General features: G+C 70.0%; 13 protein-coding genes. 6 read left to right on the top strand and 7 right to left on the bottom strand.

The features are described from left to right. From NJ4_RS13045 to NJ4_RS13070, 6 genes are all read left to right on the top strand, one after another. Complete coding sequence (locus NJ4_RS13045) at positions 1-777, top strand: SDR family NAD(P)-dependent oxidoreductase (RefSeq protein ID WP_067435621.1); 777 nt, start codon at positions 1-3, stop codon at positions 775-777. Beyond that, entirely contained in the window at positions 777-1,316 is a 540-nt protein-coding gene (locus tag NJ4_RS13050) for a SecDF P1 head subdomain-containing protein (protein WP_067435624.1), read from the top strand. Before NJ4_RS13045 ends, NJ4_RS13050 begins: the two co-directional genes overlap by 1 nt. Before the next feature lie 62 nt (positions 1,317-1,378). Then, positions 1,379-2,887 (top strand): GTPase HflX, encoded by a 1,509-nt coding sequence (hflX, locus tag NJ4_RS13055; RefSeq protein ID WP_067435627.1) that lies wholly within the window; start codon positions 1,379-1,381, stop codon positions 2,885-2,887. A gap of 38 nt (positions 2,888-2,925) precedes the next feature. Continuing rightward, positions 2,926-3,624, top strand: coding sequence for an SGNH/GDSL hydrolase family protein (locus tag NJ4_RS13060; protein ID WP_169799253.1), 699 nt, complete (start codon positions 2,926-2,928; stop codon positions 3,622-3,624). A gap of 111 nt (positions 3,625-3,735) precedes the next feature. Continuing rightward, positions 3,736-6,012, top strand: a complete 2,277-nt coding sequence (locus tag NJ4_RS13065; protein ID WP_067435633.1) for a protein translocase subunit SecDF — start codon at positions 3,736-3,738, stop codon at positions 6,010-6,012. Positions 6,013-6,081: 69 nt separating this feature from the next. Further along, positions 6,082-8,058, top strand: coding sequence for an ATP-dependent DNA helicase (locus NJ4_RS13070; protein WP_067435636.1), 1,977 nt, complete (start codon positions 6,082-6,084; stop codon positions 8,056-8,058). A 34-nt stretch (positions 8,059-8,092) separates the two neighbouring features. Here NJ4_RS13070 and NJ4_RS13075 read toward each other — a convergent pair whose 3' ends face one another. The 7 genes from NJ4_RS13075 to NJ4_RS13105 all read right to left on the bottom strand — a co-directional run bounded on the left by NJ4_RS13075 (position 8,093) and on the right by NJ4_RS13105 (position 16,186). Beyond that, positions 8,093-9,523, bottom strand: a complete 1,431-nt coding sequence (locus NJ4_RS13075) for a zinc metalloprotease (protein ID WP_067435639.1) — start codon at positions 9,521-9,523, stop codon at positions 8,093-8,095. Positions 9,524-9,589: 66 nt separating this feature from the next. Then, positions 9,590-10,306, bottom strand: coding sequence for a transcriptional repressor LexA (gene lexA, locus NJ4_RS13080; protein ID WP_067435642.1), 717 nt, complete (start codon positions 10,304-10,306; stop codon positions 9,590-9,592). A gap of 220 nt (positions 10,307-10,526) precedes the next feature. Further along, complete coding sequence (locus tag NJ4_RS13085) at positions 10,527-10,892, bottom strand: LysM peptidoglycan-binding domain-containing protein (RefSeq protein WP_067435645.1); 366 nt, start codon at positions 10,890-10,892, stop codon at positions 10,527-10,529. 206 nt (positions 10,893-11,098) lie between these two features. After that, positions 11,099-12,208: a thrombospondin type 3 repeat-containing protein gene (locus tag NJ4_RS13090; protein WP_067435648.1), complete on the bottom strand. Its 1,110-nt coding sequence runs from the start codon at positions 12,206-12,208 to the stop codon at positions 11,099-11,101. A 91-nt stretch (positions 12,209-12,299) separates the two neighbouring features. Next, on the bottom strand, positions 12,300-14,057 hold the full coding sequence (locus NJ4_RS13095; protein ID WP_067435651.1) for an ABC transporter ATP-binding protein: 1,758 nt from the start codon (positions 14,055-14,057) through the stop codon (positions 12,300-12,302). Then, positions 14,054-15,745 (bottom strand): ABC transporter ATP-binding protein, encoded by a 1,692-nt coding sequence (locus NJ4_RS13100; protein ID WP_067435654.1) that lies wholly within the window; start codon positions 15,743-15,745, stop codon positions 14,054-14,056. The genes NJ4_RS13095 and NJ4_RS13100 overlap by 4 nt, the downstream gene beginning before the upstream one ends. A gap of 48 nt (positions 15,746-15,793) precedes the next feature. Next, positions 15,794-16,186 carry a hypothetical protein gene (locus NJ4_RS13105; RefSeq protein WP_067435657.1) on the bottom strand — a complete coding sequence of 131 codons (393 nt, stop codon included), beginning with the start codon at positions 16,184-16,186 and terminating at the stop codon, positions 15,794-15,796. Positions 16,187-16,387 lie beyond the last annotated feature (201 nt).

Raw genomic sequence — 16,387 nt, forward strand, 5'->3', positions numbered from 1 at the left:
ATGGATATCAGCGGAGCAAGCGCAATCGTCACCGGCGGAGCCTCGGGCATCGGCGCGGCCGTCGTACGACAACTGGCAGCCAAGGGCGCCAAGGTCATCGTCGCCGACCTGCAGGCCGACAAGGGTCAGGCCCTGGCCGACGAGGTGGGCGGCGCCTTCGTGGCGGTCGACGTCACCGACACCGAGCAGATCAAGCAGGCGGTCGATGCCGCCGGAGAGCTCGGGCCGCTGCGCGTGCTGGTGAACTCCGCCGGCATCGGTTGGGCGCAGCGCACCATCGGCCGCGACGGCGAGTTCGACTCCGCCCACGATCTCGGGGCGTTCAGCAAGGTGATCGCGATCAACCTGATCGGCAGCTTCGACGCACTGCGGCTGGCCGCGACCGCGATGAGCCGCAACGAGCCCGACGACGACGGTCAGCGCGGCGTCGTGGTCAACATGGCCTCGGTGGCCGCGTTCGACGGCCAGATCGGGCAGGCGTCGTACAGCGCCTCCAAGGGCGGCATCGTCGGCATGACCCTGCCGATCGCCCGCGACCTCTCCTCGTCCGGCATCCGGGTCAACACCGTGGCACCCGGCCTGATCGACACCCCGATCTACGGCGAGGGGCCCGACTCCGAGGCGTTCAAGGCCAAGCTCGGCGAGAGCGTGCTGTTCCCCAAGCGGCTCGGTGTGCCGGACGAGCTGGCCAGCATGGTCGTCGAGTGCGTCACGAACTCCTACCTGAACGGCGAGGTCATCCGCGTCGACGGTGGGATCCGGATGCCTCCCAAGTGATGCGCCGTCTCGGGACCTGCCTCGGCGTGCTGCTGCTCGTCGTATTCACGGGCTGCAACGACGACGACAGCGACGACCGCGCGAAGGTCTCGAGCTCGGCGGCCGCGAAGCCGGCAAAGCTGAGCATCCATCCGGTGGTCGGGATCGCACCCGGAGTCAATGCCGAGCCGAGCCGCCCGGGCGGCGTCGTGCTCGAGGACCCGGACCGCAAGCAGGTCCTCGAGCTGGGCCCTCCGGAGCTGGTCGCGAGCGACATCTCGAGCGCCAGGGCGGAGATTCCGGACAACTCCGTGGACTGGCTGATCATGCTCGACTTCAACCACCAGGGCGACCAGAAGTTCGGCGAGCTCACTGCCGCGGCGGCCTGCGCCGAACCTCCTGCGAACCAGATCGCGATCGTGATCGACGACGAGATCGTCTCGGCTCCCGTCGTCCAGGTCGAGTGCGGGAAGCAGCTCGACGACGGCACCCAGATCAGCGGCGGTTTCACCGAGGAATCGGCCGAGGAGCTCGCGGAGCGCATCAACCGCGGCCGCTGAGCGGGCACCGGAACTGAAACTCGCTCGCACGGCGCCCGGGAGCGGCCTACTCTTGAAGGCATATGACGAACGCATCTGAAGACTTCTCCCTCGACGCCGAGCTCGCCGAGACCGAGGCCTGGGACGACGACGACTTCGAGTCCGGCTACGCCGATGACGCGGCCGCCGAGGTCGTCTCCCCGGACGGTCCCGACCCCGAAGAGCTGACCACCGGCGAGCAGGACCTGGCCGAGCGGCACGCGCTGCGCCGGGTCGCCGGGCTGCGCACCGAGCTCGAGGACATCACCGAGGTCGAATACCGCCAGCTCCGCCTCGAGCGGGTCGTGCTGGTCGGGGTCTGGACCGAGGGCAGCATCGAGGACGCCGAGAACTCGATGGCCGAGCTCGCGCTGCTTGCCGAGACCGCCGGCTCCGAGGTGCTCGACGCGATCTACCAGCGCCGCCAGAAGCCCGACCCCGCCACCTACATCGGCCGCGGCAAGGTCGACGGGCTGCGCGAGATCGTGGCCGCGACCGGCGCCGACACCGTGATCCTCGACGGCGACCTGGCGCCCAGCCAGCTGCGCAACCTCGAGGACAAGCTCAAGGTCAAGGCGATCGACCGCACCGCGCTGATCCTCGACATCTTCGCCCAGCATGCGAAGTCCCGCGAAGGCCAGGCCCAGGTCGAGCTGGCCCAGCTCAGCTACATGAAGCAGCGCCTGCGTGGGTGGGGTGGCAACCTCTCCCGCCAGGCCGGTGGCCGGGTCGGCGCAGACGGCGGCGGCATCGGTGGCCGTGGCCCCGGTGAGACCAAGATCGAGACCGACCGGCGACGCATCAACACCAAGATCGCCAAGCTCCGCCGCGAGCTGAAGGCAATGAAGGGCACCCGCGACACCAAGCGCGCCGAGCGCCAGCGCCACGCCATCCCGTCGGTGGCGATCGCCGGCTACACCAACGCCGGCAAGTCCTCGCTGCTCAACAAGCTCACCGACGCCGGTGTACTCGTCGAGGACTCGCTCTTCGCCACCCTCGACCCGACCACGCGTCGTACGACGACCGCCGACGGCCGCATCTACACGATGAGCGACACCGTCGGCTTCGTGCGCCACCTGCCGCACCAGCTCGTCGAGGCGTTCCGCTCGACGCTGGAGGAGGTCGCGGACGCCGACCTGATCCTGCACGTGGTCGACGGGTCCCACCCCGACCCCGAGGGTCAGATCGCCGCGGTGCGCGAGGTGCTGGCCGACATCGAGGCCAGCAAGGTGCCCGAGTTGATCGTGATCAACAAGGCCGACGCGGCCGACCCGATGGTGCTGGCCCGGTTGCGTGCCCGTGAGCCGCACTCGGTGGTGGTCAGTGCGAAGACCGGCGAGGGCATCACCGAGGCGCTGGCCCTGGTCGAGTCCGAGCTGCCCCGTCCCGGCGTCGAGTTCAACGCGTTGCTGCCCTACGAGCGCGGAGACCTGATCAACCGGCTGCACCAACGCGGCGAGATCGAGTCGCTCGAGCACACCGCTGAGGGCACCCTGGTCAGAGGCCGCGCGCACGAAGACCTCGCCGGCGAGCTCGCGGCGTACGCCGTCTGATTGGGAGAACCCGTCGCGGGTCGAGGACAATGGGGGACGTGGGGATCTCGGTGGGGACGAGCCGTTCGGGCTCGCGGTGGCCGGCGCGCATCGGCGTGCTGCTCGTGTTGGTGCTGGCGTCGGCGTTGAGCTATGCCGTGTTCGAACGCGCCACCAGTGAGGACCTCTCACGATGCCAGCGCTTCGCTCTGGAGTCGAAGGAACGGCAGGTGATCGTCACCGGCGCCGGTCGGCGGATCGTGGTGATCGGCGACTCCTACTCCGCCGGTCTCGGCCTGGACGACCCGGCGCGCTCCTGGCCGCGTGAGCTGACCGGCGAGGTGCACGTCTTCGGCTTCTCCGGCTCAGGCTTCGGGGAGGACGCCAGCCCCTGCGGTCGCGTCTCGTACGACGACCGTGCGGCGCGGGCCACACGCGGAGGAGCCGATCTGGTGGTGCTCCAGGGTGGGTTGAACGACGTGTTCTCGAGCGAGGCGCAGCTGCGGGACGGCGTACGCCGGGTGCTGGAACGCCTGCACGCGCTGCACGTGGTCGTGGTCGGGCCGGTCCCGGCGCCTCGTCGGATGCCGGGAGCCACCAAGGTCGACACGGTCCTGGCGCAGGAGTGCGAGCGGGCCGGGGTCGACTACATCTCGATGATCGACCTCCCACTCGACTATCTCGAGGGCGACCTGCACCTGACCCAGGCCGGGCACCGTGCGTTCGGCGCCGCCGTGGCGACCGCCCTCACGGAGTAACGCGGCACCCACGGGATCGTCAGGGACGATCCGGAATCCGCCACGGGATCGTCAGGGAGTATCGGTGGCCCGATTCGTGGCGACTTGGAGGTGTGGGGGAAGATGTCGCTCATGTCACGTGGTGCGTTCATCCGGCTCCTGCTCGTCATCGGCCTCCTTGCCGGATGCGTCGCACTGGCCCTCAACAAGGAACCCCGTCTCGGACTCGACCTTCGTGGCGGTACGCAGATCACGCTGCAGGCCGAGGACTCGGGTCGGGTCAAGGCCAACGCCGAGTCGGTGGACCGCGCGATCGAGATCCTGCGCGGTCGTGTCGACGCGCTCGGTGTCGCCGAGCCGACGCTGACCCGGGTCGGCGACGACCGCATCCTGGTCGAGCTGCCCGACCTGCAGGACCCGGAGCGTGCCGTCGAGGCGATCGGAAAGACCGCCCAGCTGAGCGTTCACCCGGTCGTCGGCCCGGCCGCGTCGAAGGACGCGAAGGTCACCAAGAAGGGTGACGAGATCTTCCAGGACACGGAGTCGGGGGAGTTCCTCGAGGTCGGCCCGACGGCACTGACGGGCAATGACATCACCAGCGCCAACGCCGTACAGCCGCAGAACAGCGTCGGCTGGGAGGTCACGGTCGAGTTCACCGGCAAGGGCAGTGACGCCTTCGGCGATCTGAGTGCCAAGGCGGCGTGTGCCAGCGACTACCAGAACCGGATCGCGATCGTGCTGGACGGCGACATCATCTCGTCGCCGGGTGTGACCGTCAGCTGTGGCAGCCGCATCGACAACGGCACCAACATCAGCGGCGGCTTCTCCAACAAGGAGGCCAAGGACCTCGCGATCCTGATCGAGGGCGGCGCCCTGCCCGTCGAGGTCAAGATCATCTCGCAGAGCACGGTCGGCCCGACCCTCGGCGACGCGGCGATCGACGCCTCCGCCGAGGCCGGCATCATCGGCCTGATCATCACCGGCCTCTTCATCATCATCGTCTACCGCCTGGTCGGCGCACTCGCCGCTGTCGCGCTGACGACGTACGCCGTCCTCTCCTACGCGATGTTGCTGGCGCTCGGGTCCACGCTGACCCTGCCCGGCCTCGCCGGTTTCGTGCTGGCCATCGGTCTCGCGATCGACGCCAACGTGCTGGTGTTCGAGAGAGCGAGGGAGGAGTACGCCGAGAATCCGAAGGCGGGCATGAGACGTGCCCTCCAGATCGGCTTCAACAAGGCGTGGACCGCGATCATCGACTCCAACGTCACGACCCTGTTGGCTGCCGTACTCCTGTTCCTGCTGGCCTCCGGGTCGGTCAAGGGCTTCGGTGTCACCCTGTCGATCGGTGTCATCGCGTCGATGGTCTCCGCGTTGGTGATCGCCCGCGTGCTCACCGAGATCGGTGTCTCCAACAAGTTCGTGGCCAGGCGCCCGCAGATCACCGGTCTGGCCAACGTCGGTCGAGCCCGCACCTGGCTGACCAAGAAGAACCCGAACATCATGGGCAAGAGCAAGCTCTGGCTCGGCATCTCCGGTGCCGCGCTGATCGTCTCGCTGATCGGCATCTTCGGTCACGGCCTCAACTACGGTCTCGAGTTCACCGGCGGTCGTTCGCTCGAGTACACCACCGCGAAGCCGATCACGGCCGACAGCGCCCGTGAGGTCGTCGCGGACGTGGGTCTGCCCGAGGCCGTCGTCCAGATCGTCAAGGGCAGCGACGACGTCGAGCGGGTCTCCATCCGCGCCGGTGACATCAGCGACAAGGACAAGGCCGCGATCGAGGCGGGCCTGACCAAGGAGGCCGGCAAGACCACCCAGTTCAGCGATGACACGGTGGCGGCCAGCCTCGGCCAGGAATTGAAGGAGAAGGCACTGATCGCCTTCGGCATCGCGCTCCTGGTGATGATGCTCTACCTGGCGTTCCGGTTCCACTGGACCTTCGCGGTCTCGGCCGTGGGGGCGATGTTCCACGACGTGCTCATCGTGACCGGCATCTTCGCCTGGCTCGACAAACCCATCGACGGGCTCTTCCTGGCCTCCGCGTTGACGATCGTCGGTCTGTCGGTCAACGACACCGTGGTCGTCTTCGACCGCATTCGAGAACGCTGGCAGGGAACGCGCAGCGGCACGTTCGCCGAGATCAGCAACACGGCCTGCATCGAGACCATGCCGCGAACGATCAACACCGGTCTGGGCGCCATGTTCATCCTCGGTGCGCTGGCCTTCCTCGGTGGCGACTCGCTGCAGGACTTCGCGATCGCCCTGCTGCTGGGCCTCATCATCGGTACCTACTCCTCGGTCTTCTCCGCGACCCCGGCCCTGATCCTGCTTCAGAAGTTCTCGCCGTTCTCGCGCGAGAAGAAGGAGAAGAAGGTCCGCGCGGCCGACGACTCCGGCGCCGTGGTCTGACTCTGTCGGTGGCGGCGGCTAGGGTCTGTGGGTGCTTGAAGACCCCACCCGCCTGACCGGAGCCACACGATGACCGAAGCCGCCGAGACCACCAAGGTCGCCGCGTTGCTGGCCGAGGCGGTCGAGGCGCTCGGCGGCCAGGAGCGGCCCGGTCAGGTGCAGATGGCCGACGCCGTGGCCCGGGCGATGGCCGATGACGAACACCTCCTGGTCCAGGCCGGCACCGGCACCGGAAAGTCGCTGGCCTACCTGGTGCCGAGCCTGCTGCACGACAAGCGGGTCGTGGTCGCCACCGCGACCCTGGCCCTGCAGCACCAGCTCGTCGAGCGTGACCTCCCGCGCCTCGTCGATGCGTTGAAGGGCAAGCCCGGCCTCGACACGTCGTACGCCGTCCTCAAGGGCCGGTCCAACTACGCGTGCCTGCACCGCGTGCGTGAGGGAGCCCCCGACGACCAGGGCGCGCTGGTCGAGCTGCCGACCGGGTCGATGGGCGCCGAGGTGATCAAGCTTCGTGAGTGGGCCGAGAAGGAGGCCACCTCGGGTGGCACCGGCGAGAAGGACAACGCGCCGCGTCACACCGAGAAGGTCTGGCGTCAGGTCGCGGTCAGCGCCCGCGAGTGCCTGTCCAAGGCGAAGTGCCCGTTCGGTGAGGAGTGCTTCGCCGAGCAGGCCCGCGAGCGCGCGGCCCAGAGCCAGCTGATCATCACCAACCACAGCCTGCTGGCCATCGACGCCATCGAGGGGGTGCCGATGATCCCCGACTACGACGCGGTGGTGGTCGACGAGGCCCACGAGGTCACCGCCCGGGTCACGCAGGCAGCCACCGACGAGCTGAGCGTGAGTGACGTCGAACGAGCCGCACGTCGTGCCCAGCGCTACGTCGACGGCGACGAGGCCAACGAGCTCGACGACGCGGCCGGTGCGCTCAAGGACGCCCTCGAACGCACCGAGGCCGGCCGCGTCGACCGCATCGACGAGCAGCTGGCCGACGCGCTGGTGCTGCTGCGCGACGGCGCCCGGGCTTGCCTCGGCGCGATGCCGAAGGAGTCCGACGACCCCGATCCGGGGCGCAACCAGGCCAAGGCCGGTGTGCAGGAGGTCTTCACCACCGCCGAGCGGATGGCCGCAGACCTCGACTCCGACGTGCTCTGGCTCAACGACCGCGAGCCCCAGCGTGGTGGGCCCCAGCTGTGCGTCGCGCCCCTCCAGGTGTGGGGCCCGATGCGCGACAAGCTGCTCACCGACAAGACCGTGGTCTTCACCTCGGCGACGCTGATGCTCGGTGGTGACTTCACCAACGTCGGCTCGTCGCTGGGCCTCAGGCCGACCGAGCGGATCGCCACCACCGAGGTCGTCCAGCGCACCGACGACGTGCTGCCCTGGCGGGGCATCGACGTCGGCTCACCGTTCAACTACGGCCAGCAGGCGATCCTCTACGTGGCCAGGCACCTGCCACCGCCCGGTCGCGACGGGCTCGGCAAGGCGCAGCTCGACGAGATCGTCGACCTGGTCGACGCCGCCGACGGCCGCACCCTGGGCCTGTTCTCCAGCAAGCGCGCTGCCGAGGCGGCCGCCGACGAGGTGCGCAGGCGCCTGCCCCACCTGACCACGCTGGCCCAGGGCGAGGCCCAGCTGGCCGAGCTGCAGAAGCAGTTCGTGGCCGACCCGCACACCTGCCTGTTCGGCACGCTCAGCCTCTGGCAGGGCCTCGACGTGCCCGGCGAGACCTGCCAGCTGGTGCTGATCGACCGCATCCCGTTCCCGCGGCCCGACGACCCGCTGATGTCGGCGCGCCAGAAGGCCGCCGACCAGTCGGGCGGCAACGGCTTCATGCAGGTCGCGGCCACCCACGCCGCGTTGCTGCTGGCGCAGGGCTCCGGCCGCCTGATCCGCACGCACACCGACCGGGGCGTGGTCGCGGTGCTCGACCCGCGCCTGGTCACCGCGCGCTACGGCAACTTCCTCAAGGCCAGCCTGCCGCCGATGTGGGCCACCACCGACCCGCAGATCGCTCGCAATGCGCTCAAGCGGCTGGCCGGCGCCTGAGCGAGCAAAGGTCCTGGAGTTCGAGTGACTCCGGTCAGCGCACGCCGCAGCGCGAGCGGAACTTCACCCGGTAGTTGCCCAGGCTGCCGTAGTCGCTGTAGCCGGTGCTGCGCGGGTCTCGAGCACCGACGCCGTCGACGCGCACGTAGTAGGTGCCGGCCGTGCGGGTCCCGACGTAGCTCGCGTCCAGGCCGGTCGGTGAGCCCGAACGGGCCGACAGCGGGTTGCGCCTGGCCAGCACTCGGCCGTTGCGGTTGAGCAGGGTCAGGGACACGTCGAGGTTCGGGCTGTACGGCGCGTTGGCGACCTGGACGCTCAGCCGGGCTCGACAGGTCGTGCGCAGGCGGAACACGTCTGTGTCGTTGCGCCTGCCGATCACTCCGGCCCGCGCGAGCCCGGAGCGCAGGCGGGTGGCCCGGCTCAACCGCGCAGCGTGATCGTCGGCGCGGTACGGCGCCCCGTGTGCGCGCATCACGGAGAGGTCGTTCTCGCGCTCGGTGGCGCCGACGTACTCGCCGCGGCTCCACTGGGTGAGTGGGCGCAGCGAGGAGCCCATGATCGGGGCCCAGATGCCGTGGCCGGTGTAGTACGCGTTGCCGTTCTTGCCGTCGTGGCTCAGCCCCAAGGTGTGGCCGGCCTCGTGCGCGACCACGAGCCCCATCTGCTGTGGACGGTTGTCGACCTCGCGCGGGAAGACCCAGAAGACGCGGGCGCCGTTGGCGGCGGGGTGGTTGAACACGCCGACCAACGCGACTCCGGCACAGCCCGGACCACCGCAGACCTGGTTGCGGATCGTGGTCGAGCCGGTGATCACCGAGTGCACGCCGAAGGTCGTGTCGGCGGAGCCGGAACGGGTCAGCGCATCGGCAGGTGGGCGCTCGGTGGTGACGTCGACCTGGAAGGGGGCGTAGTCCTCCGCGGTCCGGCGCCACGTGCTCTGGATCGCCCGGCGCTCGCCGGCACCGAAACCGGCACGGCCGTTGGTGTCGAAGCCGGGCGCGTCATAGCACCGCGGGCGCAGGCCCTGGCTCCACTCGGAGTCGCAGACCCGCTCGCCGTCGAAGTCGAGATAGATCGTACGGCGGGAGCCGGGGCGACTGTGCAGCCGGAAGGTCTGGGACAGGGGAGCCGAGGCCCGGGCCGCCGGCTCGGCGTCGGATGCTGCCCCGGCACCTTCGAACGTGTCGGCGTAGTAGAGGCGGTTGCCGCCCGTGAGCCGTGCGGACGGATCCTCGGTGAGAAGGTCCGTGACCTGGTCGACCGTTTGCCCGGCCAGCGCTGCCGCGTCCTTCAACTCTGACGGGGCGACGCGCTGGCCGCCTGCGGAGGTGAGGTCACGCCCGCCGTCGGGGCTGCCGCTCCCCGCGGTGCCGCTCCCCGCAGTGCCGCTCGCCGGAACGGCGACAAGCGCCCCGAGGGTGAGGATGCAGACGGAGGTCAGGGTCAGGGTCGTGGCGCGCAGCATGGCGTGATCGTGCCACGAATTCGGCGGTACGTTTCGTGGTACTCGTCGAGACGAGCCGAATGTTGGTCAGACCCGGCGCAGGACCGCGGTGACGATGCCGAGGATCGAGGCGTTGGTGCCGTCGATCGGGTCGTAGGCGTCGTTGTGCGGCATCAGCCAGACCTGGCCGTCCTTGCGCTGGAGGGTCTTCACGGTGGCCTCGCCGTCGATCAGGGCGGCCACGATCTCACCGTTGCGGGCGGTCTGCTCCTGGCGGACCACGACGTAGTCGCCGCTGCAGATCGCCGCGTCGATCATCGAGTCGCCGGAGACCTCGAGCAGGAACAGCGTGCCCTCACCGACCAGGGTCTTGGGAAGCGGGAAGATCTCCTCGACCCGCTCGTCGGCCAGGATTGGTCCACCGGCTGCGATGCGCCCCACCACGGGCACGTAGGTGGCGGCGGGCATGGCGTCGCCGATGCCGGTCTCGTCGATGCCGGTGTCGTCGGCGGCGCTGATCGAACGGCGCGCGGCCAGCACCTCGGGCAGGAACACCTCGATCGCGCGGGGTCGGTTCGGGTCGCGCTTGATGAAGCCCTTGGCCTCGAGCACCTTCAGCTGGTGGGAGACCGAGGAGGAGCTGGTCAGCCCGACGATCTCGCCGATCTCGCGCATGCTCGGCGGGTAGCCGCGGTTCTCGAGTGAGTCGCGGATCGTGTTCAGGATGCGCTGCTGGCGCGGCGTGAGTCCCGTCGCGTCCGGGGGGCCGTCGGGGAACTCGGCGACGTTGTCCTTCGATGCCATCGGGGTGCCTTCCGCAGTGCTGGTCCTGGTGGGGTTCTCAACCTAGCCCGATTCGCCCGTCGGTTCAAACACCTGTTCGAACGTGTCGTGGGTCGATTTCGAGGTGGTCGATCGGGGTTGTCGGGAAGCGCAAAGGGCGGGACTCGCGTGGGAGTCCCGCCCTTTGTCTTCCCCATCCGCAGGCCGGGGTCGAGTCGAACCTGCGGAAGCTGTGTGGCGCTCAGTCGAGCGGGACGTAGATCTCCTGGCCGGCGACCAGCATGGAGGAGTCGAGGGCGTTGAGCTCCTTGATGGTGTGCACCATCTCGCGCACCTCGCCGTCCTCGGCCAGGTCGGCGGCGATCGCCCACAGGGTGTCGCCTGCCTCGACGGTCACGGCCCGGGTGGGCTGATCGACGCCGGCGTGGTTGGTGGCCATCGAGGAGGCGCCGAAGAGGAAGGCGGCGGCGAGCACGACGAGCATCGCGGCGACGAAGACGGCCAGGCGACCGCGACGCGTCAGGCGCACCTGGCCGGCCGAGCGCTGCGTCGTCGAGCGCTGCGTGGTCGGGCTCAGCGTGGTCGGGCTCAGGGTGATGGTGCTCATGGGGACCTCCGGGGGAAGGGGGTGGTCTGTGTCCGACGAATGTCTACAGACGACCACCGACAACGGGCTTCCGGAGCAGGGGATCGATCAAACTTTCGATCGAACACATGTACGACGGTAGAGCATGTGTTCGAACGATGCAAGAACCCGGCCGAACAATTGTTCGACCGGGTACTCGGTGTCCGAGGAGCGAGCGGCGGGAGACCTCAGCGGCGTACCCGCACCACCTTCGAACGCGCCGGGCGGCACTCACCCAAGGTCACGAAGGAGACCGGCGCCTCGACGTAGAACCTGCCGGGCTTGCGGCCCGCGCGACGCAGCACCCAGTTGCCCGCGGCCGTCGTACGCACCCTGCCGACGCGGGCGGCGCGGCGGGTCCCCGGCATGACGCGCATGAGGTTGACCACCTGGCGGGAGCGGCAGGCGGCCAGCGTCGAGGTGAGGCGACCCTCGAAGCGCTTGGTCCGCACCCGGTAGGCGAAGCTGGCCGCACGAGCGCGCTTGGGGCAGCCGGTGTCGTTGTAGGCCGCGGCCAGGGGGCACATGTCGCCCCGCTCGTAGCCGTCGGAGTCGGCGTCCGGATCGCACGGGTCGCCGAGGCCGTTGCGGTTCATGTCGCGCTGGTTGGCGTTGGCATGGCCGGGGCAGTTGTCCGAGGCGTTGGCCACGCCGTCGCCGTCGATGTCGGGGTCGCACGCGTTGCCGAGGCCGTCGCCGTCCCGGTCTGCCTGGTCGTAGTTGTCGACCTCGGGGCAGTTGTCCTTCCTGTTCTCCCAGGAGTCGTCGTCGATGTCGCAGTCGTAGACGACCTTGACCGACCACGACGTCAGGGTGCCGGCCGGGCTGCTCTGCAGGAAGGGTGGCGTGTTGGTCACCTTCAGGGTCCAGGTCCCGTTGGCCTGACCACCCGTCAAGGCACCGATCGGGGAGGCGGAGGTGGCGGTGCCGGACCTGCCGTCCGGCGTCGCCAGGCTGACCGTGAGGTTGTTCGGCGCGGGGTGCGTGATCGCGAAGGTCGCCGTTGCCGAGATCACGGTCCCGGGCCGGTAGGCCGCCACGGGGACGGTGGCACTCACGGACGTCGTCTGGAACACGGGACTGGCGGGGATCGCGGCACCCTGGCCGGCCCGCGTGATGGTGCAGGTCGCCTCGGTGGGCAGGTCGTCGAAGTCGTCGGCCGTGACGCTCGACGACGTGACGCTCGACGATGCGACGCTCGAGGCCGTGGCCACTCCCGCCGCGCCGGTCACGCCCGCCAGGCCGGTCAGTGCGAGCGTCAAGATGCTGGTGCGGGCAACGAGCGCGCGGACAGACATGTGAACCCCTCATCGGATGAAGGCACGCCTGTGGGCGCACGGGGATCAGGCTAGGTCAAGCGCGGACGGCGAGTGAGCGTTTCCATTGATTTCACGCACCCGACCAGGCCGCCCACAACTCGGCGTAGCGGCCGCCTGCGTGGAGCAGCTCGTCGTGACTGCCCTGCTCCACGATGCGGCCCTCGTGCATGACCAGGACCCGGTCGGCCGACTCGGACTGGGTGAGCCGGTGCGCGACCACCAACGACCCGCGGCCCCGGGTCACCGCGAGCGCGGCCTGCTCCAGGTCACGAGCACCGGACGAACCGGCCTCGGCGGTCGCCTCGTCCAGGACGACGAACCACGGGTCTGCCAGCTCGATCCGGGCCAGCGCCAGCTGCTGCGCCTGCGCGGGGGTGAGGTGGTGGGCGCCTCCGCCGACCCGGGTGTCGAGTCCGTCGGGCAGGGCGTCGACCCACCCGAGCGCGGAGACTCCGGCCAGCGCGGCGCGCACGGAGACGTCGTCGGCGGCTTCGTCGACCAGGGTCACTGCGTCACGCACGGTGCCGGAGAAGACATGGAAGTCCTGGCTGATCAACGCAACCCGTGAACGCAGACCGGCCGGCGCGAGGTCGTCGTACGACACGCCGGCCAAGGTGGCGGCACCGGCCGTGGGCGGGAGTACGCCGGCCGCGATCGCGCCCAGCGTCGTCTTGCCGGCGCCGGTCGCGCCGACCACGGCCACCCGCTCTCCGGGGGCGATGGTGACGGTGACGTCGCTGAGCACGGGCCGGCCCTCGACGTAGGCATGTCCGACCGCGGAGAGCACGAGCGGTCCGGGCTCCCCAGGAGTGGTGGCGGTGCCGGCGGGTGCCGGTGGCATCTGGGCGACCCCGGCCAGGCGGGCGAGTGAGGCGCCCGTGGACTGCACCTGGTCGAAGATGAACAGCAGCGCGCCGATCGGGTTGAACAGTCGGTGGAAGTAGAGCGCCGCGGCAGTGACCGCGCCGACGGTGACCTCATCGGCGCGCACCAGCCAGAAGCCCGTGCCGAGCACGAGGCACAGCCCGATCACCTCGGCTCGGTTGGAGCGGGCGAAGAACCGGGTGAGCAACGCGAAGACGGTGACCGTGATGCCGCGGGCCTCGTCGGAGCGTCGGGTGATCACCTCGAGCTGGCCGCCCTCGAGGGAGTAGGCGCGCAGGGTCGCGGCGCCCTGCAGCCCACTGACCAGGGCCTGGGCTCGTTCGCCCTGGGCGACGCGTTCGCGGGCGTAGAACGGACCCGAGCGCGGGAGGTACCAACGCAGTCCCAGCACATAGAACGGCACGGCGCACAGGCCGGCGATGCCGAGTCGCCAGTCCAGCGCGAAGAGCCCGACCGCGGTGAACCCGACCAGCACCAGGGAGTTGACCAGAGTCGGGATGATCTCGGTGAGCGACTCCGCCACCGAGCGTGCGTCGTCGCCGACCCGGGAGAGCAGGTCGCCCGTGCCGGCAGCCTCGACCCGGGCCGAGTCAAGGGCCAGTGCCTTGTCGAGGACGTCTTCGCGCAGCTGCGCCAGGGCCGGCTCGCCCGCGCGGGCCAGGCAGGCCACGGACACCCAGGTGGCCAGTGCGCCGACCAGGGCAGCCACTGCGATGATGACAGCGGCGCGGTTGATGTCGGCGGGGGCCGCGTCCTCGCGGACCAGGTCGACGATGCTGCCCAGCATCCAGGGCGCCACGAGTGCGGCGAGCCCCGCGATCACGAACGAGATCGTGGAGAGGATCAGCGGCAGGCGGTGGCTCTTGACCAGTCGCCAGGCCAGCGCTGACGTCTCTGCGCGGGTGGCGATCGGCAGGATGTCGCGCTCGGTGGTGGCGCTCATCGCAGCACCAGCTCGGCGTACGCCGCATCGTGGGCAAGGTCGTGGTGGCTGCCCTCGGCGACCACCCGTCCTTCGCGCACGAGCACGACACGGTCGGCCTGGGCGAGCAGTGCCGGACTGCTGGTGACCAGCCAGGTCGTACGCCGTCCCGTGCCGCGCATGGCCCGGATCCCGGCCGCGATGCGGTGTTCGGTGACCGCGTCGACCGCGGTCGTGGGGTCGTGCAGCACCAGCAACGGGATGTCGACGGCCAGTGCGCGGGCCAACGCGATGCGTTGCCGTTGGCCACCCGACCACGTGCTGGCGTCGGCGCTGACCGGCTGGTCGAGACCGGCCGGGTCGAGCGCAGCGACGTCGACGGCCGACGAGGCCTCGAGAAGTGTCTGCAGGGCCGCGTCGTCCAGGGCGCTGAGGGGGTCGACGTTGCTGCGCAGGGTGCCCTCGAAGAGGTCGACGTGGTGCGGGCTGACCAGCAGCTGCGCGTGGCGCGAGTCGGTGGTGAGCTCGGCAAGCGGAACCCCGCCCAGGGCGACCACGCCGGCGCCGGGCGGCAGCTCGCCGGCGAGCAGCCGCACCAGGGAACCGGCGGTGGTGGGGTCGGCGACGGCCAGGCCCAGGATCTCGCCGGGCGCGGAGGTGAGGTCGAGGCCGTCCATCCCCGGGGCGTGGACACCGCGCAGCGTGAGCTCGTGCGAGCCGGCGGAGGAGCCACCCGCCTCGACCAGCGGTGGCGTGTGCAGGAACGTGACGATGCGTCGGGCGGAGGCGTGGGAGCGGGCCGCGTGGGCGCTGATGTCGCCGAGCATGCCGAGCGGCTCGGCGAGGTACTGGGTGAGCCCGACGACCGCGACCAGCTCGCCGACGGTGATCTCGCCCGAGAGTGCTCGATGGCCGGCGATCAGGGCGACGACGGCGAGGAAGAGCCCGCTCAGGCCGGCGGTCAGGCCCGTCATCAGGCCGTACGACGACGTGCTGGCGATGCTCGCCGTGCGCGCATGCTGACTGAGCCTGCGATATCGCGATCCGGCAACAGCCTCGGCGCCGATGCCCTTGAGCACGCGCAGGCCCTTGATCAGGTCGGTGGCCACGCCGGTGGCCTCGGCGATGGTGGCCTGCTGGTGCTCGGTGCGTCGCGAGATCGCCGGGGTGACGACCTGGGCGAGCAGCAGCACCAGCGGTACACCGATGACGACGACCAGCCCGAGCACGACGTCGATGCTGAAGAGCAGCACGGCGGCGACGACGACGGAGAAGAAGGCGGCAACGGTGAAGGCGATCGAGCGCAGCACGAGCCCGACCATCTCGGCATCCGCGGTGGCCAGGGAGAGTGTCTCGCCGGGCATCAGGTTGCTGCGTGCACCGCGACGGTGCAGGGCATGGGCGGCGATCTCGACACGCACCTCGTGCATCTCGCGCTGCACCACGCCGAAGCCGATGCGTGCGCCGAACCGGTAGCCGTAGCTCAGCACCGTGAACAGCAACACCAGCCCGAGACCGGTGATGACCAGCTCGCGGACCTCGCCGGTGGTGACCGCGCGGTCGATGATCACGCCGATCATCACCGGCACCATCGTCTCGCAGACCTGCCAGAGGCTGAGCAGCGCGAAGCTGGCCGCCATCGGCCACCGGTTGCGCATCAACCCGCGCAGGAGGAGGGCCCACGCGGTCGGAGGGATCGGCGACGTCACCAAGTTAGGTTAGCCTAACTGTTGAGGTGGTCGTCCTCGGGCCGGTGTTCAGCGAGCGGCGCGCTTGCCGCCCTGCTGTCGAGCCGCGGGAACGACCGGGAGCGGCGCCGTCTGCTCCGTCGCGGCGGGCCAGCCGGTCTCGTGTCCGTTCGTCGCGTGGCCGTCTGCCTCCTGCAAGGGCGCTGGAATGTTCGACACCAGCCGGGGCACCTGCGTGGGCATCGACGCGGGGTCGGTGATGATGCCTGCCGCACGCAGCAGGCGGCCGACCAGGATCATCCCGGCGAACAGGCAGGCCGCTGCGCCGACGCAGGCCAGCGCGAGGAAGCCCCAGGCTCGTGACTCGCCGCCACGTGCCGTCGAGCCGAAGTCGATCGCGGCGTAGACGAGGTAGCCCCAGGCGACGACGCACAGCGTGATCGCCAGGCTGAGCACGAGCACGCGTTTGTTCGGGAGTGACCGTTTCTTTGGCCCCCGCCGTGATCCTGCCCGTCTTCCCGCACCCTGCTGCGCCACGTGGGTCATTGTGTCAGGCGCCGCAACTTCGGGAGGCGGCTTGAGAGTTTTGGCCGCCGACGGTGCAGGGTTTCGCGCAACATCTGCGTGAAACCCTGCACCGTCGGGCCGCCCGCCCGCCCGCCC

Source organism: Nocardioides jensenii JCM 1364 = NBRC 14755 (genome assembly GCF_001552535.1).
GTDB classification, from domain to species: Bacteria; Actinomycetota; Actinomycetes; order Propionibacteriales; family Nocardioidaceae; genus Nocardioides; species Nocardioides jensenii.